The organism is Streptomyces sp. RPT161 (genome assembly GCF_027533845.1).
In the GTDB taxonomy this organism is placed as follows: domain Bacteria; phylum Actinomycetota; class Actinomycetes; order Streptomycetales; family Streptomycetaceae; genus Streptantibioticus_A; species Streptantibioticus_A silvisoli_A.
In genome coordinates, this window is the sequence record NZ_JAPZVN010000018.1 from 77,131 (window position 1) to 94,831 (window position 17,701).

At 72.5% G+C, this 17,701-nt stretch carries 16 protein-coding genes; 10 read left to right on the forward strand and 6 right to left on the reverse strand.

Annotation, left to right across the window (positions count from 1 at the left end):
- Positions 1-46: 46 nt before the first annotated feature.
- The 9 genes from O5O46_RS27270 (at position 47) to O5O46_RS27310 (ending at position 11,464) form a co-directional block, all read left to right on the forward strand.
- On the forward strand, positions 47-2,443 hold the full coding sequence (locus tag O5O46_RS27270) for a phosphoketolase family protein (RefSeq protein WP_269858241.1): 2,397 nt from the start codon (positions 47-49) through the stop codon (positions 2,441-2,443).
- Positions 2,444-2,523: 80 nt separating this feature from the next.
- The gene (locus O5O46_RS27275; protein ID WP_269858242.1) at positions 2,524-4,962 is read left to right on the forward strand and encodes a glycoside hydrolase family 65 protein; all 2,439 of its coding nucleotides are present in this window, start codon (positions 2,524-2,526) and stop codon (positions 4,960-4,962) included.
- 92 nt (positions 4,963-5,054) lie between these two features.
- Positions 5,055-5,483, forward strand: a complete 429-nt coding sequence (locus tag O5O46_RS27280; protein ID WP_269858243.1) for an Hsp20/alpha crystallin family protein — start codon at positions 5,055-5,057, stop codon at positions 5,481-5,483.
- A gap of 33 nt (positions 5,484-5,516) precedes the next feature.
- Complete coding sequence (locus tag O5O46_RS27285; RefSeq protein WP_269858244.1) at positions 5,517-6,926, forward strand: nicotinate phosphoribosyltransferase; 1,410 nt, start codon at positions 5,517-5,519, stop codon at positions 6,924-6,926.
- Complete coding sequence (locus tag O5O46_RS27290; RefSeq protein ID WP_269858245.1) at positions 6,923-7,522, forward strand: class I SAM-dependent methyltransferase; 600 nt, start codon at positions 6,923-6,925, stop codon at positions 7,520-7,522. The genes O5O46_RS27285 and O5O46_RS27290 overlap by 4 nt, the downstream gene beginning before the upstream one ends.
- Before the next feature lie 97 nt (positions 7,523-7,619).
- Entirely contained in the window at positions 7,620-9,335 is a 1,716-nt protein-coding gene (locus tag O5O46_RS27295; protein WP_269858246.1) for a sensor histidine kinase, read from the forward strand.
- A 156-nt stretch (positions 9,336-9,491) separates the two neighbouring features.
- Positions 9,492-10,355, forward strand: coding sequence for a universal stress protein (locus O5O46_RS27300; RefSeq protein ID WP_269858247.1), 864 nt, complete (start codon positions 9,492-9,494; stop codon positions 10,353-10,355).
- Positions 10,356-10,411: 56 nt separating this feature from the next.
- Positions 10,412-10,990: an Rv1733c family protein gene (locus O5O46_RS27305; protein WP_443072639.1), complete on the forward strand. Its 579-nt coding sequence runs from the start codon at positions 10,412-10,414 to the stop codon at positions 10,988-10,990.
- A 48-nt stretch (positions 10,991-11,038) separates the two neighbouring features.
- The gene (locus O5O46_RS27310) at positions 11,039-11,464 is read left to right on the forward strand and encodes a pyridoxamine 5'-phosphate oxidase family protein (RefSeq protein WP_269858249.1); all 426 of its coding nucleotides are present in this window, start codon (positions 11,039-11,041) and stop codon (positions 11,462-11,464) included.
- A gap of 8 nt (positions 11,465-11,472) precedes the next feature.
- Here the strand turns inward: O5O46_RS27310 and O5O46_RS27315 are convergent, their stop codons facing one another.
- Together O5O46_RS27315 and O5O46_RS27320 are read right to left on the reverse strand one after the other, a co-directional pair.
- Entirely contained in the window at positions 11,473-11,703 is a 231-nt protein-coding gene (locus tag O5O46_RS27315; RefSeq protein ID WP_269858250.1) for a hypothetical protein, read from the reverse strand.
- Between the two features lie 40 nt (positions 11,704-11,743).
- Complete coding sequence (locus O5O46_RS27320; protein ID WP_269858251.1) at positions 11,744-12,028, reverse strand: hypothetical protein; 285 nt, start codon at positions 12,026-12,028, stop codon at positions 11,744-11,746.
- Between the two features lie 193 nt (positions 12,029-12,221).
- On the opposite strand from O5O46_RS27320, the gene O5O46_RS27325 reads away from it, so the two are divergent.
- Positions 12,222-13,196: a CapA family protein gene (locus O5O46_RS27325; RefSeq protein WP_269858252.1), complete on the forward strand. Its 975-nt coding sequence runs from the start codon at positions 12,222-12,224 to the stop codon at positions 13,194-13,196.
- On the opposite strand, the gene ftsH is transcribed toward O5O46_RS27325, so the two are convergent.
- From ftsH to O5O46_RS27345, 4 genes are all read right to left on the reverse strand, one after another.
- The gene (ftsH, locus tag O5O46_RS27330) at positions 13,191-15,143 is read right to left on the reverse strand and encodes an ATP-dependent zinc metalloprotease FtsH (RefSeq protein WP_269858253.1); all 1,953 of its coding nucleotides are present in this window, start codon (positions 15,141-15,143) and stop codon (positions 13,191-13,193) included. The two genes, O5O46_RS27325 and ftsH, sit on opposite strands and share 6 nt — an antisense overlap.
- A 117-nt stretch (positions 15,144-15,260) precedes the next feature.
- Entirely contained in the window at positions 15,261-16,118 is an 858-nt protein-coding gene (locus tag O5O46_RS27335; RefSeq protein WP_269858254.1) for a universal stress protein, read from the reverse strand.
- Positions 16,119-16,121: 3 nt separating this feature from the next.
- The gene (locus O5O46_RS27340) at positions 16,122-16,547 is read right to left on the reverse strand and encodes an STAS domain-containing protein (protein ID WP_269858255.1); all 426 of its coding nucleotides are present in this window, start codon (positions 16,545-16,547) and stop codon (positions 16,122-16,124) included.
- A gap of 146 nt (positions 16,548-16,693) precedes the next feature.
- Positions 16,694-17,698, reverse strand: coding sequence for a 2-hydroxyacid dehydrogenase (locus tag O5O46_RS27345; RefSeq protein ID WP_269858256.1), 1,005 nt, complete (start codon positions 17,696-17,698; stop codon positions 16,694-16,696).
- Between the last annotated feature and the right edge of the window lie 3 nt (positions 17,699-17,701).

The following is a 17,701-nucleotide window of genomic DNA, read 5'->3' on the forward strand; positions in this document are numbered from 1 at the left end:
GGCGCGTGACCGCATCCCGCGTACCGACGACGATTCGGAGGACGTCATGACCGACGCGCAGGCGGACCCTTCCGGTTCCCTCACCGAGGAGGAACTGACGGCACTCGACGCCCACTGGCGGGCCGCCAACTACCTGGCGGCCGCCCAGATCTACCTGATGGCGAACCCGCTGCTGACCGAGCCGCTGCGCCCGGAGCACATCAAGCCGCGGCTGCTGGGGCACTGGGGCACCTCGCCGGGGCTCACCTTCGTGTACACGCACCTGAACCGGCTCATCCGGCAGCGCGGCCTGGACACGATGTGCGTATGGGGTCCGGGGCACGGCGGCCCCGCGGTGCTGGCGGGCTCCTGGCTGGACGGCAGTTACGCCGAGCGGTATCCCGACGTGAGCCGGGACGCGGAGGGCATGGCGCTGCTGTTCCGGCGGTTCTCCTTCCCCGGCGGGGTACCCAGCCACGTCGCGCCGGAGACGCCCGGCTCCATCCACGAGGGCGGCGAGCTCGGCTACTCGCTCGCACACGGTTACGGGGCCGCGCTGGACAACCCGGGGCTGCTGGTCGCCTGTGTGATCGGGGACGGTGAGGCGGAGACCGGGCCGCTGGCCGCCGCCTGGCACTCGACCGCGTTCCTCGACCCGGTGCACGACGGCGCCGTGCTGCCGATCCTGCACCTGAACGGATACAAGATCGCCAATCCGACCGTGCTGGCCCGCCTGCCCGAGCCGCGACTCGACGCACTGCTGCGCGGCTACGGCCACGAGCCGCTCCACGTCACCTGCGCCGACGGCGACGACCCGCGGACGGTCCATCAGGCCATGGCCGCCGCCCTGGACACCGCCGCCGACCGGATCGCCCGCATCCAGCGCGACGCCCGCGAGTCCGACTCCGCCGAACGCCCGCTGTGGCCGCTCATCGCGCTGCGCACTCCCAAGGGCTGGACCGGCCCAGCCGAGGTCGACGGCCTTCCGGTGGCCGGTACCTGGCGGTCCCACCAGGTGCCGTTGCCCTCGGTCCGGGAGAACCCGGACCACCTGCGCCAACTGGAGTCCTGGCTGCGCTCGTACCGGCCCGAGGAACTGTTCGACGCCGAGGGACGGCCGCGCCCGCCGGTGCTCGACCTCGTACCCGACGGTGACCGCAGGCTCGGCGCCACCCCGCACGCCAACGGCGGCCTGCTGGTGCGTGAACTTCCGTTGCCACCGCTGGAACGCTTCGCCGTGCCGGTGGACAGGCCCGGCGGCACACTGCACGAGCCCACCCGCGTGCTGGGCCGGCTGCTGGAGTCGGTGATGGCGGCGACCGCGCAGCGCCGTGACTTCCGGGTGGTGGGCCCGGACGAGACCGCCTCCAACCGGCTACAGGACCTGTACCAGGCCACCGGCAAGGCATGGCAGGCCGAGGTGCTGCCGACCGACGAGCATCTGAGCCGCCATGGCCGGGTGATGGAGATCCTTTCGGAACACACCTGCCAGGGCTGGCTCGAAGGCTATCTGCTCACCGGGCGGCACGGCCTGTTCTCCTGCTACGAGGCGTTCGCGCACATCGTGGACTCCATGGTCAACCAGCACATCAAGTGGCTGAAGTCGGCCCGCGCGTTGCCCTGGCGGGCGCCGATCGCCTCCCTCAACTACCTTCTGACGTCGCATGTCTGGCGGCAGGACCACAACGGCTTCTCGCACCAGGACCCCGGCTTCGTGGACCACGTGCTCAACAAGTCGCCGCAGATCGTGCGGGTCTACTTGCCGCCGGACGCCAACACCCTGCTGGTGGTGGCCGATCACGTGCTGCGCACCCGCGACCACGTCAACGTGGTGGTCGCGGGCAAGCAGCCGTGCTTCGACTGGCTCACCCTGGACCAGGCCCGGGCGCACTGCGCGCGCGGCGCCGGGATCTGGGAGTGGGCCGGCACCGAGACCGGGCACGGGGAGCAGCCCGACGTCGTACTGGCCTGCGCGGGTGACGTGCCCACCCAGGAGGTCCTGGCGGCGGCCAAACTGCTGCGCGGTCAGCTGCCCGAGCTGGCGGTCCGGGTGGTGAACGTGGTGGACATGACCCGGCTGATGCCGGAGCGGGACCATCCGCACGGGATGCCGGACGGGGAGTTCGACGCGCTGTTCCCGCCGGACCGACCGGTGATCTTCGCCTACCACGGCTATCCATGGCTGATCCACCGTCTGGCCTACCGACGGGCGGTCCATCCCCGACTGCACGTACGCGGCTACCGGGAGGAGGGGACCACCACCACACCGTTCGACATGGTGGTCCGCAACGACCTCGACCGGTACCGGCTGGTGATGGACGTCATCGACCGGGTGCCGGGCCTGGCGGTGACCGCGAGCGCGGTACGGCAGGCGATGGCGGACGTCCGCACCCGGCACCACAGGTGGATCCGCGAGCACGGCACCGACCTGCCCGAGGTCGCCGACTGGACCTGGAGCGGCTGACCACGGGATGCCGTCCAGGTCACTCGCGGCCACCCTGGAGGGATGCGGCCGCGAGCAGCGAGAGGCGGTGGACGGGCGCGATGCCGGAGGACTGGACGTGGGAGTACGAAGGCTGGGACCCGGCGGAGGAACGGCTGCGGGAGTCGCTGTGCACCCTGGGCAACGGCTACCTCGCCACCCGGGGCGCCGCCACCGAGGTCACCGGCGGCCTGGCGCACTACCCGGGCACCTACGTCGCGGGCTGCTACAACCGTCTGGTCTCCCAGGTCGCCGGACGCCTGGTGGAGAACGAGGACCTGGTCAACCTGCCCAACTGGCTGCCCCTGCGCTACCGCATCGCCGAGACCGACCACCGGCCCCCCTCAGCCTGGCTCACCCCCGCCCACCGCGGTCTGCTGACCTACCGCCAGACCCTCGACCTGCGGCGGGGCACCCTCACCCGGCGACTGCGCTTCACCGACGGGCGCCCCACCGACCGCCGCCACCTGGGCGTGGAGCAGGTCCGGTTGGTCCACATGGGTGCCCCGCACCTGGCCGCGCTGCGCACCACCTTCACCGCCGAGGACTGGTCGGGCCACCTGGACATCGAGGCCGCGCTCGACGGCCGCACCACCAACGCCGGGGTGGAGCGCTACCGGGAGCTGAACGGCCACCACCTGGGCCGGGTGCGCACCGCCGCCGAGGGGCCGGACGTCCTGCGGATGCGCTGCGCCACCCGCAACTCCGGTATCCGCATCGCCCTGGCCGCCCGGACCGCGGCCTGGCAGACCGCCGACGACGGTGACACACCGCTGCCCGTCACGCCGCGCGTGCGCCTGGGGGAGCGCACCGCCGCGCACCACCTGACCGTGCCGATCGCGCCCGGACAGCCCGTCGTGGTGGACAAGATCGTGGCGCTGCACACCTCGCAGGACCCGGCGATCAGCGACCCGGACGAGGCGGCCCTGTACGAGGTGTCACAGGCCCCGGGCTTCACCGAACTGCTCGCCACGCACGAGGCGGCCTGGCGGCGGCTGTGGCGGCGGGCCGAACTGGACGTCTCCGGGGAGCCCGGCCGCATCCTGCGGCTGCACCTGTTCCACGTGCTCCAGACGCTCTCCCCGCACACCGCGGGACTCGACGTCGGCGTGCCCGCCCGCGGACTGCACGGCGAGGCGTACCGGGGACATGTCTTCTGGGACGAGCTGTTCGTGCTCCAGTACCTCAACCTGCACTTCCCCGAGGTGTCCCGGGCGCTGCTCGACTACCGGTACCGACGGCTGCCGCGGGCCTGCCGGGCCGCCCGGCAGGCCGGTCTGGCGGGCGCGATGTACCCGTGGCAGAGCGGTTCCGACGGACGGGAGGAGACCCAGACGCTGCACCTGAACCCGCGCTCCGGCCGCTGGCTGCCCGACCACTCCCATCTGCAGCACCACGTCGGCTCGGCCATCGCGTACAACATCTGGCGGTACGGACAGGCCACCGCGGACACCGAGTTCATGTACACCAGGGGCGCCGAGATGCTGTTCCAGACCGCCCGCTTCTGGGCCAGCGCCGCCGAGTACGACCCCGCGACGCTCCGGTACCGGATCCGCGGCGTGGTCGGCCCCGACGAGTACCACGACGCCTATCCGGGCGCGCCGTTTCCCGGGCTGGACGACAACGCGTACACCAATGTGACCGCCGCCTGGGTGCTGGCCCGGGCGCTGGAACTGGCCGAGGTGCTGCCCGCGCCGCCGCGGCAGGAGCTGTTCGAACGGATCGGGCTGGCCGAGGAGGAGCTGGCCGGGTGGGAGGACATCTCCCGGCGGGTGCGGGTGCCCTTCCACGGCGGCGTCATCAGCCAGTTCGAGGGGTACGGCGACCTGGCCGAGCTGGACTGGGACGGCTATCGGGAGCGGTACGGCGACATCCGCCGCCTGGACCGGATCCTGGAGGCGGAGGGCGACACCGTCAACCGCTACCAGGCGTCCAAGCAGGCCGATGTGCTGATGCTCGGTTACCTGTTCCCGCCCGCCGAGCTGTCGGCCGTCTTCCAGCGCCTGGGGTACGCGGTGGACGACGCGCTGTGGCGGGCCACCGTCGACTACTACCTACGGCGCACCAGCCACGGATCCACGCTCAGCGGCCTGGTGCACGGCTGGGTGCTGGCCCGGGCCCGGCACGCCGATGCGTGGAAGTACTGCCAGGAGGCCCTCACCAGCGACGTGGCCGACCTCCAGGGCGGCACCACCGCCGAGGGCATCCACCTCGGCGCCATGGGCGGGACGCTCGACCTCGTACAGCGCGGCCTGACCGGTCTGGAGACCCGCGACGACACCCTGTGGCTGGACCCGGCGCCGCTGCCGGAACTCTCCGAGTTCGACCTCACCCTGCGCTACCGCGGTCAGTGGGGTATCGGGCTGCGGATGAAACCGGGGCAGCTGCTGATCAGCGTCCCCGTCTCCAACGAGGCATCGGTGCGCTTCGCGCTCGCCGACCGGGCCTGGAACGTCGCCCCGGGCACCGAGCGGGTGGTCGCGCTGCCAACCGGGGAATGAGCACCGGCCCCGTGTGCGTCCGGACGGTGCGGGCGCGACGCTGGAGAGCGGGGGAACCTTCGGCAATGGGAGCAATGGGAAGGGAGTAGGCGATGAACCACGTGGTAGAGCGGCGCCAGAAGCGGCCATTCGCGCTACAGGACGTGTTCGACTGGTTCGAGACCGGCCTGCCCGGACTCCACCCGCCGGGCCTGCACAGCATCCGCGTCGAGGAGCGTTCCACGGACGACGCGTACGTCGTGCGCGCCGAGCTGCCGGGTATCGACCCGGACAAGGACGTGGAGATCACGGTCGACAACGGCATGCTGACCCTGCGCGCCGAGCGCACCGAACGCACCGAGGACGTACGGCACTCCGAGTTCCGGTACGGCGCGTTCTCGCGGTCCCTGCGGCTGCCGCCCGGCGCGCGCCCCGACAACGCCACCGCCGACTACAAGGACGGCGTGCTGACCATCACGGTGCCCGTGTCGGAGCGGGCGGCGAGCGCCACGAAGATCCCCGTGAGGCACGAGGGGAAGTGAGCCGCACACCGTCGCGGGAAGGGGACGGCACCGATGTCGACGGCGAGTACCACGGACCTCTACGAGGTGACGATGGCACTGTCGTACCTGGCGGAGGGCATGACCGAACCCGCGACCTTCGACCTGTTCGTACGGGACCTGCCGGACGACCGCGGCTTCCTGGTCGCGGCGGGACTGGAGCCAGCGCTGGACTACCTGTCCGGGTTCCGGGTCACCCGAGAGGACGTCGAGGCGTTCGCCGCGGTGCTGCACCGGCCCGCGGCCGAGCTCGAACCGCTGCTGGGGCTTGAGTTCACCGGCGGGGTGCGTGCGGTGCCCGAGGGCCGGATCGTGCTGGCCGGCGAGCCGCTGCTGGAGGTGACCGCGCCGCTGCCGCAGGCGCAGCTGGTGGAGACCTACCTGCTCAACCTGGTCAGCCACCAGACGATGATCGCCTCCAAGGCGGCCCGCTGTGTGCTGGCCGCCGACGGCCGCCCGCTGGTGGACTTCTCGCTGCGGCGCACCCACGGCGTACAGGCCGGGATGCAGGTGGCCCGGCTGGGCGCGCTGGTGGGCTTCGCGGCGACCAGCAACGTGGCGGCGGCCGTCGCCTACGGGATCGCCGCCAGCGGCACCATGGCGCACTCCTACGTGGAGGTGTTCCCCAGTGAGGAGGCCGCGTTCCGGGCCTTCGCGCGCAGTCATCCGGGCCCGGTGACGTTCCTGGTCGACACCTACGACACCGAGCAGGGCCTGACCACCGCCGCCCGTGTGCTGCGCGAGCTGGGCCTCGGTCCGGGCTGCGCGGTCCGGCTGGACAGCGGTGACCTCGCCGCGCTGGCGGTGCGCGCCCGGCAGATCCTGGACGACGCCGGGCTGCCGCTGGTGCGGATCGTGGCCAGCGGCGGGCTGGACGAGTACGCGGTGGACGACCTGGTCGGTGCCGGGGCGCCGATCGACGTCTTCGCGGTCGGCACCCGGGTCGGGGTGTCGGCCGACTCGCCGTACCTGGACACCGCGTACAAGCTGGTCGCCTACCGCGGCCAGCCGGAGATGAAGCTGTCGGCGGCGAAGATGACGCTGCCGGGACCCAAGCAGGTGTTCCGCCGCCCCGGATACGAGGACGTGATCGCGCTTCGCGACGAGCCGCCACCGCCGGACGGCGAGCCGCTGCTGCTGCCCGCCATGGCGGACGGCCGGCGCACCCGCGAGCCGTCTCCGGTGACCGACGCACGGCAGCGGTTCGCCGCCGACCTGGCCGGGCTACCGCCCGCCGCCCGGCGGATCCACCACCCCGAGCCGCCGCACGCCACCCTGTCCGAGGCGCTGACCGCGCTGACCGGCCGGGTGCGGCACCGGATCGAGGAGGACGTCGTCGGCGCCCACCGGCGGCCCGCCCCCCGGGAGTACGTACCGAGACCGGCGGGTCGGCGGCCGGGGGACGGCGGGGGCCGAGCACCGTGACGGTACTGCCCCGCGTGCTGGACGCGGTGTTCGGGCATCCACGCGGCCTGGCCGGGCGGCTGGGCGGCGCGCTGATGGCACGCGGCAACGCCGGACAGGAGCGCTGGGCGGTCTCGGCAGCCGGACTCCACCCCGAGGAACACGTCCTGGTGGTGGGGCCCGGTCCCGGCGTCGGGCTCGCCCTGGCCGCGGAAGCGGTGGGGCCGGACGGGCTGGTCGTCGGCGTGGACCCCTCGGCGACCATGCGCCGGCTGGCCGAGGCACGCTGCGCCGCACCGGTCACCGCCGGGTACGTACGGGTGCGGGCGGGCCGCGCCGAGCGAACCGACTGCGAGGACGCGTCGATGGACGCGGTCATCTCGGTGAACAACGTGATGCTCTGGGACCGCCCGGTGGGCTTCCGCGAGCTGCTGCGGGTGCTGCGCCCCGGCGGTCGGCTGGTGATCACCGTGCACCGGCACGTGCTCGGCGTCCCGCCCCAGCAGGTAGTCAGCGACGCTGTGGCGGCCGGGTTCGTGGAACCGGAGCTGACCTTCAGAAGGCGCCGCGCCACCAGCGACGCCGTCCAGCTGCTGCTGCGGCGGCCCGCCCCCTGAACCGTGCCCGGCCGATGGCCGCCCGTCGGCGCGTGGGGTGTACTTACGAATAAGGGGACTCTCGTGATCGCACAGCCGATGGAGGGACCGGTGGCCGGTGGGGACGGAAGGAGCTAGGGGAGCCGAGCACCTGCGACGGCTGCAACTCGACGAACTGCTGGAGGAGTTGCAGGTGCGGGTCGACGCCGCCCGCGGCACCCGGGACCGGGTGCACAACCTGCTGGAGGCGGTGCTGTCGGTCGGCCGGGGCCTGGAGCTTCCGCAGGTGCTGCGGGGCATCGTCGAGGCCGCGGTCGAACTGGTGGACTGCGAGTACGGTGCGCTGGGTGTGATCGCCGAGCACCAGAAGCTCTCCCAGTTCGTCCCGGTGGGCGTCTCCGAGGAGCGGCAGCGGCTGATCGGGCACCTGCCCGAGGGCCACGGCGTGCTGGGCGAGCTGATCCGCCATCCCAAGGCGCTGCGGCTGCGCGAACTGTCCGACCACCCCTCCTCGTACGGCTTTCCGCCGCACCATCCGCCGATGCACTCCTTCCTCGGGGTGCCGATCAGGGTGCGCGACGAGGTGTTCGGCAACCTGTACCTCGCCGAGAAGCACGGCCAACGGGAGTTCGACGTCGAGGACGAGGCGGTGCTCCAGGCGCTGGCCGTGGCGGCCGGAATCGCCGTGGAGAACGCCCGGCTCTACCAGGAGACCCGGGACCGTCAGCGGTGGATGGAGGCGACCGCCGAGGTCACCCGTCGCCTGCTGTCCGGCGCCGACGAGGAGCCCGTGGTGCGGCTGATCGTGGAGCACGCCCGGCGCATCCTCTCCGCGGACCTGGGGTTGCTGGCGCTGCCGCTCGAGGGCGGGGACGAGGTTCAGGTCGCCCTGGCGGTGGGCACCGACGCGGAGATCCACAGCGGTCTGGTGCTACCCAGGCAGGGCTCGTTCGCCGGAGCCGCGTTCGCCGCGGCCGGGCCGGTGACCAGCCTCGACATCGGTACGGATCCTCGGGCCAGCGCCGGGCCGCCGCGCTGGCAGGGGCTGGGACCGGCGGTGGCGGTGCCCATGACCGCCGCAGGGGAGACCCGCGGGGTGGTGCTGCTGGCACGCGCCGAGGGCCGACCGGGGTTCACCGGGACCGAGACGGCGCCGCTGCTCGCCTTCGCCGGGCAGGCCGCACTGGCCATGGAACTGGCCGAGCGGCGCCGGGACGCCGAGCAGATCGCGCTGCTCGAAGACCGCGACCGGATCGCCCGCGACCTGCACGACCTGGCCATCCAACGGCTGTTCGCCACCGGTATGACGCTGCAGAGCGTGGTGCGCCTGGTCCACCACCCGGAGGCGACGGAACGGCTGCTGCACGCGGTGGACGACCTGGACGAGACCATCAAGATCATCCGTTCCACGATCTTCGGGCTGCGGGCCCGGGAGGGCACCCCGCAAGGACTGCGGCTGCGCGCCGTCCAGGTGGTCGAGGACGCGAAGCTGGCGCTGGGGTTCACGCCCGCGTTGCGGATGGAGGGCCTGGTCGACACGGAGGTGTCGGATCCGGTGGCGGACGACGCGGTGGCGGTGCTGGGCGAGGCGCTGTCCAACGTGGCGCGGCACGCGCATGCCCGGTCCGCCGACGTCCGGATCCTGGTCGCCGAGGGCGGGTTGGCGCTCACGGTGACCGACGACGGCCGGGGCATCCCGGACGGCGCCCGCCGCAGCGGCCTGGCCAACCTCGCCGAACGCGCCGCGAAACGCGGCGGTGCCCTGCACCTCGACACCCCGCCCACCGGCGGCACCCGCCTGAGCTGGCGCGTACCGCTGCGCGAGGGCGGTTAGCCGACGCCGCCGGGCGTGGCGCACGGTGCCTCGGCACCGGACAGGGGCCAATGGCCATCTTCCGGGGGACGACCGGCCCATCCCGCCCAGGCGGTCCTCGGAGGGACGCTGGAGACAAGGACGTTTCGACCAGTACGCGACCCGGAGGTGCGCGTCGTGGCCCGCCCCATCACCGCCGGTATCAACGGTTCTGCGGAAAGCCTCGCCGCCGCGCACTGGGCGGCCGGTGAGGCCCACCTGCGCGACCGGCCGCTACGGCTGGTGTACGCCTGGGAGTGGCTGCCGTCCCAGGAGGAAGCGGGGGCACGGCAGACGTGGCCGGGCCGCGTCCTGAGCGAGGCCGCGGCCGAGATCGAGTCCAGGCACCCGGGGGTGCCGGTCACGGTGGAAGGGATCGAGAACCTGCCGGTCAAGGCCCTGGTGGCGGCGGCGCTCGATTCCGAGCTGCTGGTCCTCGGCTCCCGGGGGCTCGGTGGGGTGCACGGCTTCCTCACCGGCTCCGTCGCCCTGGGCGTGGTGGCGCGCGCGGAACGTCCCGTCGTGCTGGTACGTGCCGGAGCGGTGCCGCCCGGCGGAGCGGCGCGAGACGCCCGGCACGAGGTCGTCGCGGGGCTCGACCTGGACCACCACTGTGAGCCGGTGGTCGCCTTCGCCTTCGACGCAGCGGCGGTGCGCACGGCCACGCTGCGGATCATCCGGGCCTGGCACGCACCGGCGCTGTACGACTACGCGGCGGGTGGGGTGGACGCCGAGTCCGCCGACACCACCGAGCAGCAGGAACGGCAGGAGCTGTCCGCGACGCTGCGGCCCTGGCGGGAGAAGTACCCGCGGCTGACGGTGCGCGAGGAGGCCGTCGCCGGAACTCCCGCGGAACATCTGGTGGCCGCGGGCCGCGACGCCGACCTGCTGGTCGTCGGACGACGTTTCCGTCGCTCGCCGATGGGCACGCGGCTCGGGGCGGTCGCCCACGCGGTACTGCACCACGCGCCCTGCCCGGTCGCCGTCGTACCGCACGAGTAGGGGGGGACGACGGCGCGACGGTGGACGGGTGACGGAACGGAGAGCGGGTGAGCGCCATGGGCGCCACGGTGAGGTTGTGGAAGGGGCGGCACAATCCGCTGATGCGGCGGACGGACGTCGCGGAGGCATGGCTCGGCGTGGCCACGGCGGTGCTGGTGACCGCGCTCGCTCCGCTGGCCGGAGCGGTCCTCGCGGGAAACGTCGACGCCGAGTTGCTGCATGAGCAGCAGGGCTGGCACCGCACCGCGGCCGTACTCACGGAGAACGCGGCGGCCACCGAGACCGGTGTGGCGGTCGGCGAGGACACCGCGCGCGCCGATGCGCTGGTGCGCTGGACGGCCCCCGACCACTCGGTGCGCACCGCCATGGCACAGGTGCCCGCGGGCGCCAAGGCCGGTGACACGGCGGTGGTCTGGACCGACGCCGGCGGTCGGCTCCGGCACCAGCCCATGACCCCGCACCAGGCGGAGGTGCTGGGTGACCTCGCGGGCGCGTGCGCCGCAGCCGGGGTGTGCGTGCTGCTCGTCGGCGGCCGTCGGGTCGTCGTCCGGGTGGGGCTGGACCGTTACCGCGCCCGGGCCTGGGAGCGCGCCTGGGCCGAGGTCGAACCGCGGTGGACGCACCGCCACGCGTGAGAGCGGAACCGTCGGCTCGCGGCCAGGAGACCACGCTGGAGGTGGCAGATGACGCAGGAGAGGCCTTCCCCCTCGCGCATGGTCGAACTGAGCGAGGCCGAGGCGCTGGAGCTGCTGGCGGGTGTGTCGTTGGGGCGGGTGGTCTTCTCCGAGCAGGCGCTACCGGCGATCCGCCCGGTGAGCCACATCGTGGACGACGGCCGGGTGGTCTTCCTGGTGCACGACGGCGCCGCCATCCTGAGCCCCACCGCGGAGCGCGGCGTGGTCGCCTACGAGGCCGACGAGTTGGACCCGTCGCGGCACACCGGATGGAGCGTCATCGTCACCGGCACCGCCCACCTGGTGAGCGACAGCGCGGAAGTGTCCCGCTACCGAACGAAGTTGACGCCCTGGACCGAGACCGGAACGGCGCATGTCATCCGGATCAGCCCGGAGATCATCACCGGTTACCGCCTGGTGGCGGACGCCGGGTGACCGCCGGGCTAGTGCGGCTTCCTGGCCACCAGGGTGGGCTGCCCGGCGTGGATCTCCACCCGCAGCTGGTTGAAGATGTCCGGCAGGGTGGACTCGGTGTATGCAGCAGGTACCTCGACCTCGGCCACCTCCTGGCCGTCCGTGGCGAGCAGCTGATGGGCGGGCTGGCCTTCCTCCACGGCCGTGCCCGACAGGGCGACGAGGTTGCCTTCGGTGTCGTAGAGCACCTGGACTCTCATGCCACTCCTTGTCCTTCGTCCGGGGCGTGAACCTCTTGCCTCAGGGCGCCACCACGGTCATGACGGCCTGGAATTCCTGTGCGTTGAAGTGTGCGTTGTGCCAGGTGACGAGACTGTCGTAGCGCCGGTCGCCGGAAACCACGTCCCAGTCCTGGGCCTCTTTCTCGATTTCGATCGGAATTCCGTCGCTGCGCGGGGTGGGGGTGGCGGAAACGCGTTGCCAGGTTCGCCAGTCCGCCACCCCCGGCCAGTAATACGCCACCGTCACGTGGGCGTCCGCGGCCAGCACCGAAGGGGGCAGGATCCCGCAATGAACGGTTGCCATGGGCTCGTTTCTTTCTTTTGTGCGATGGCCCATGACGACTTTCGATCGATGGGCCAGACGCGTTACTCCTCATTGTGCTCGCCACCCAAATGTCCGATAGGTTCGCCGCCCGTTATTCACTCGGTCGGCCTACTCGGATTACTTATCGCCGGAATCCGGCGCTCCGCCCGTGACAGGAGCAGGATGGACGGTGATGGCAGTCAAGCTCGCACTGGCCGGTGACACGATGCTCGGCCGCGGGGTCGCCGAATGGCTCACGCGGTACGGGCCGGGGGCACTGTTCGCGTCCGAGCTGAGGGAGACCGTGGCGGAGGCGGACGCCTTCGTGCTCAACCTGGAGTGCTGCGTCTCCGACCGCGGCCGGCCCGCCCCCGTAACGGGCAAGCCGTTCTACTTCCGGGCGCCGCCCAGCGCCGTGCGGGCACTGTCCGAACTCGGCGTGGACGCCGTGTCGTTGGCCAACAACCACGCCCTGGACTTCGGCCCCACCGCGCTCGCCGACACCCGGGAACTGCTGGCCGCCGCCGGCATCCAGGCGGTGGGCGCGGGCGCCACCGAGGAGCAGGCCCGCGCCCCCGTCGTGCTGACCGTGCGCGGGCTGCGGATCGGGCTGCTGGGCGTCGTGGACCACGCGGAGGAGTTCGCCGCCGGACCCGACCGGCCCGGAACCGCCTACGCGGACCTCACCGGCGGCGTACCGTCCTGGCTCACCGCGGCGGTGCGCGAGCTGCGCCGGCGCACCGACATCACCCTGGTCGCCGCGCACTGGGGACCGAACATGGTCGGCCACCCCGTGCGCCATGTCCGCCAGGCCGCGCCCGAGCTGACGGCGGCCGGGGCCACCCTGGTGGTGGGGCACTCGGCCCATGTGTTCCACGGATTCACCCGCCAAGTCCTCTTCGACCTCGGCGACTTCATCGACGACTACGCCGTCCATCCCCAACTCCGCAACGACCTCGGGCTGTTGTTCCTGGTGACCCTGGACGCCGACACCGTACGGCGGGTGGAGGCCGTTCCGTTGACCCTGAAGTACTGCCACACACGGCTGGCCCACGGTGGCGACCACGCCTGGATCGGTGACCGGCTCCGCCGGGTGTGCGCCCCCTTCGGTACCGAGATCACCGAGCTGGACGGCCGGCTCACCGCCTCCTGGGCGGACGGCTCATGACCGGGCGGCGCGCGCCGCGGCGCCCGAGGGGTGACCGTCGCCCGGCCGCTGCTCCTGGCGCAGCACCTCAAGGACCGCCGAGCCGTCCACCGTCTCCCGGGCGACCAGCAGCTCGGCCAGCTGGTCCAGGGCCGCCCGGTGGTCCCGCAGCAGGCCCACCGCGCGTTGCTCCGCCTGCCGCAGCAGCCGGGCCACCTCCTCGTCCACCACGCGCTGGGTCTGTTCCGAGTACGGCGGCCGGGTCAGCTCCTCGGGGCTCTGGCCGAGGTACTGCGGATTGGACGACGCGTAGCCGATCGGGCCCAACTCCGGTGACAGGCCGAACTCCCGGACCATGCGGGTGGCGATCTGGGTGGCGCCGGCCAGGTCGTTGGCGGCACCGGTGGAGCCCTCGCCGAAGACCACCAACTCCGCGGCCCGGCCGCCGAGTCGTACCGCCAGCAGATCCGTCAGATACCCCTCGCTGTACAAGTGCCGCTCCGCCTCCGGCAGTTGCTCGGTGACTCCCAGCGCCATCCCGGAGGGCAGGATGGTCACCTTGGCGACCGGGTCGGCGTGCTCGCACAGCGCCGCTACGAGCGCGTGCCCGGACTCGTGCACCGCCACCGAGCGCCGCTCGTCCGGCAGCAGGGCGTTGGAGGTCTCCCGGCGGCCCAGCAGCACCCGGTCGCGGGCCGCGTCCAGGTCCTCGGCGCTGATGATGGAGCGTTCGGCGCGCACCGCGTTGATGGCCGCCTCGTTGATCAGGTTCGCCAGGTCGGCGCCCGAGAACCCCGGGGTGCCGCGGGCGACCGTGTCGAGGTCGACATCGGGGGCGAGTACCTTGCCGCGGGCGTGCACGGCGAGGATGGCCGCCCGCTCGGACTGGTTGGGCAGCGGTACGGTCACCTGCCGGTCGAACCTGCCCGGGCGCAGCAGCGCGGGGTCCAGCGCCTCGGGCCGGTTGGTGGCGGCCAGTACGACGATGCCGGTGGCCTCGTCGAAGCCGTCCATCTCGGCGAGGAGCTGGTTCAGGGTCTGCTCGCGCTCGTCGTTCCCACCGAGCCGTACCCCGCTGCGTCGGCTGCCTACGGCGTCGATCTCGTCGATGAAGATGATCGACGGCGCCCGCTTGCGCGCGTCGTCGAACAGGTCGCGCACCCGGGAGGCGCCCACACCGACGAACATCTCCACGAACGCCGAGCCGGTCACCGACAGGAACGGCACGTCCGCCTCCCCGGCGACCGCCCGGGCCAGCAGCGTCTTGCCGGTGCCCGGCGGCCCGACCATGATCACGCCACGGGGTCCCTTGGCGCCCGCCGCCGCGTAGCGGGCGGGGTTGCGCAGATAGTCGACCACCTCGCTGATCTCCTGCTTCACCCCGCCGTACCCGGCGATGTCGTCGAACCGGGTGGTCGGCCGCTCGGCCTCGATGATCTTCGCGCGGGACCGGCCGATGGCGCTCAGCCCGCCGGTCAGCGAGCTGGCCGTGCGCCGCGCGGTCCACAGGAAGAAGCCGATGAGCAGCAGGAACGGCAGGAAGCCCAGCAGCACCGACAGCAGTGCGTTGCCCCCACCGCCCTGGGTCGCGGTGACCTGCACATGGTGGGACTGCAACTGCTGCTGGAGCTGGCCGGTGCCCAGCGCGGTCGGGATACGGGTGGTGAACTTGGTGCCGTCCTTCAGGGTGCCGTCCACCGCGCCCTTGTCGTCCACGTCGACCGACTGCACCTGGCTGGCGCCCACCTTGCTGACGAAGTCGCTGTAGCTCAGCTGGGTGTGCGGCGCACCGGTCGGCGCCCGCGCCAGCAGCACGATGATCGCCAGGGTGGCGAACACCAACGGCAGCAGCCAGCGCCGCCACGGCGACGGCGGCGGCGTGTCCGGCCGCTTCAACGGGTCCTGCGGCGGCCCCGGCTTGACCGGTGGTGTCAGATGCCGATGCGGCAGGCGTACTCGTGTGATCACGGGAGCGATCTCCTCAACGGCCGAGGACGTGTGCGCCGGGCGCACCCGCGCACCACGATCCCGTCCACGGCCCTCTCTTCCCAGTGTCGCCCTCCACGGCCGGGGAGCAGACCGACGTCACGCCGGCACGACCACCACCGGGCACCGCGCATGGTGCAGCACCCGCCGCGTCACCGGTCCCAGCGGCAGCCCGAACCGGCCACGGTTCCGACGCGCCCCCACCACGACCAGCGACGCCTCCCCGGAGGCGTCGACCAGCGCTGCCTCCGGCTCCGCGAGCCCCACCTCGATCCGCACCGCCACCGTGGGGAAGCGCTCGCGTACCGGGGCCAGTAGGGCGGTCACTTCCTTGCGCTCGGCGCGATCGCGTTCCACGGCCTCCAGCGCCGGCACCACCACGTGGCCCGGCAACGTCTGCGGGTACAGCCAGCCGCGCACCGCCCGCACGGGGACGTCCCGTCGTTCGGCCTCCGCGAAGGCGAACTCCACCGGCTCTTGTGGCTCGTCCGGCGCCACGCCCACCACCAGCGGCCCCTCTCCGGAGGCGGTGGTGCGCACCACCGCCAGCGGGCAGGTCGAGTGTGCCGCCAGCGTCTCGCTGACCGAACCCAGCAGCAGCGCCGTGAAACGGTTCAGCCCGCGCGCCCCCACCACCAGCAGGTCGGCGCCCTCCGCCATGCTCATCAGGTTGACCGCCGGTTCGCCGGGGAGCAGTTCGGTGGTCACGTCGAGTTCCGGGTGGCGTTCGCGTACCCGCCGCTCAGCCCGTGTCACCAGTTCCTCCGCGGCATCGCGGGCAGCTTCCACCAGGTGGCCGCGGTCGGCGTCCAGCAGTGGATGGACGGCCACCCGCCAGGCGTGGCAGATACGCAGTTGGTCATGGCGGGCGACCGCGACGTCGGCCGCCCAGTCCAGGGCCGCCTCCGCGCCGGATGACGCGTCGATGCCCACGATGACGTTCGGGTCAGCGGCCATCGGTCATCCCGGCTGCACGGCCCGGCGCAGTGCGGGAACGCGGTGTCCGGCGGCGGCACCGTGCGCGACGAGCGCCTCCTCCAGCCCGCCGTGCACCTCGAACGCCCTGGACAGCCCCGCGAGGGACAGAGTGCGCAGCACCCGCGGATCGTCGATGACCAGCGCCAGTCGGCCGCCGCGGGCCCGCACCCGGCGCCGCGCCCGGCACAGCACCCCGAGACCGGCGCAGTCGATGAAGGTCACCGGACGCAGGTCCATCAGCAGCAGCGGGCGCCGCCGGGCCGTCAGCCGGTCCAGGCAGGCCTTCGTCGCACCGGCGGACACGAAGTCGACCTCGCCGTGCAGTTCCACGACGAGGACGCGGCCGACCGCCCACTCGCGTACGTAGGTCGCTGACTGGCCGTCGTACGACGGCTGGCTTTCCGGCATGGCAGCCTCTTGGTGGCGTTGGCGCCCGGACCGTTCCTCGGCCTGCGGTGCACCTTCAGCAAAGCCGCGCGAGGGGGTCCGCGTAAGGGCGGATGGTCCCCGCTGGCGGGGCCGATGGTCCCTGGCCATGACGGTCCGCTGCCGGGTCATGCGTGGTCGTGCGGTGAGGTGAGGGTGTTCTCGCCGGTGCGTCCGGCCAGGTAGTCCTCGACGTTGCGCGCGGTGGCGTCGACGATCTGGGCGACGGCCTCCTGGGTGAAGTACGCCTGGTGGGCGGTGACCAGCACGTTCCGGAAGCTCATCAGCCGGGCCAGTGTGTCGTCGGTCATGACCTCCAGGGACCGGTCGAAGAAGAAGACCCCGGCCTCCTCCTCGTACACGTCAAGGCCGACACCGTCCAGACCGCCCCGGCGCAGCGTCTCCACCAGCGCGGCCGTGTCGATCAGGCCGCCCCGGCTGGTGTTGATCAGGATCGCGTCGCGCTTCATCCGCCCCAACGCCTCCGCCCCCACCAGGTGGTGCGTCTCCGGCAACAGCGGAAGGTGCAGGCTGACCAGATCGGATTCGGCGAACAGCCGCTCCCGCTCCACGTACTCCATGCCGAGCGCCAGGCACCGCGCGTTCTGTGTGGCGTCCCAGCCGAGCAGCCGCATGCCGAAGCCGTTGGCGATGCCGGCGAACGCGGTTCCGATCCTGCCCGTGCCCAGCACACCGGCGGTACGGCCGTGGAAGTCCCGGCCCATCAGGCCGGTCAACCGGAAGTCGAACTCCCGGGTCCGCCCGACCGCCCGTACCACCTTGCGGTTGACGGCGAGGGCGAGCGCCCACGCGAACTCCGCGACCGCGTGCGGGGAGTACTGCGAGACCCGGGCGACGGTCAGTCCGACCTTGCGCGCCTGGTCGAGGTCGATGTTGTTGTAGCCGGTGGCGCGCTGGGCCACCAGCCGGGTGCCGCCCTGCGCCAGTGCCTTGAGCACGTCAGCGTTCAGGCGGTCGTTCACACCGCTGATCACCGCCTCGTACCCGGCGGCCGTCGGCACGGTGTCCTGGTTGAGCACGAACTCCAGGCAGCGCAGGTTGTGCCGGCCCTCGAAGGCCTGCTCCAGCATGGAACGCTCATCCGCGAGCACCCCGTAGGCGATGATGTCCACGCG

Excerpts from the sequence above, each read along its gene's own strand:
- O5O46_RS27270 (WP_269858241.1), top strand. The coding sequence starts at position 47 with ATGACCGACGCGCAGGCGGACCCTTCCGGTTCCCTCACCGAGGAGGAA.
- O5O46_RS27275 (WP_269858242.1), top strand. The coding sequence starts at position 2,524 with ATGCCGGAGGACTGGACGTGGGAGTACGAAGGCTGGGACCCGGCGGAG.
- O5O46_RS27280 (WP_269858243.1), top strand. The coding sequence starts at position 5,055 with ATGAACCACGTGGTAGAGCGGCGCCAGAAGCGGCCATTCGCGCTACAG.
- O5O46_RS27285 (WP_269858244.1), top strand. The coding sequence starts at position 5,517 with ATGTCGACGGCGAGTACCACGGACCTCTACGAGGTGACGATGGCACTG.
- O5O46_RS27305 (WP_443072639.1), top strand. The coding sequence starts at position 10,412 with ATGGGCGCCACGGTGAGGTTGTGGAAGGGGCGGCACAATCCGCTGATG.
- O5O46_RS27310 (WP_269858249.1), top strand. The coding sequence starts at position 11,039 with ATGACGCAGGAGAGGCCTTCCCCCTCGCGCATGGTCGAACTGAGCGAG.
- O5O46_RS27315 (WP_269858250.1), bottom strand. The coding sequence starts at position 11,703 with ATGAGAGTCCAGGTGCTCTACGACACCGAAGGCAACCTCGTCGCCCTG.
- O5O46_RS27320 (WP_269858251.1), bottom strand. The coding sequence starts at position 12,028 with ATGGCAACCGTTCATTGCGGGATCCTGCCCCCTTCGGTGCTGGCCGCG.
- O5O46_RS27325 (WP_269858252.1), top strand. The coding sequence starts at position 12,222 with ATGGCAGTCAAGCTCGCACTGGCCGGTGACACGATGCTCGGCCGCGGG.
- O5O46_RS27335 (WP_269858254.1), bottom strand. The coding sequence starts at position 16,118 with ATGGCCGCTGACCCGAACGTCATCGTGGGCATCGACGCGTCATCCGGC.
- O5O46_RS27340 (WP_269858255.1), bottom strand. The coding sequence starts at position 16,547 with ATGCCGGAAAGCCAGCCGTCGTACGACGGCCAGTCAGCGACCTACGTA.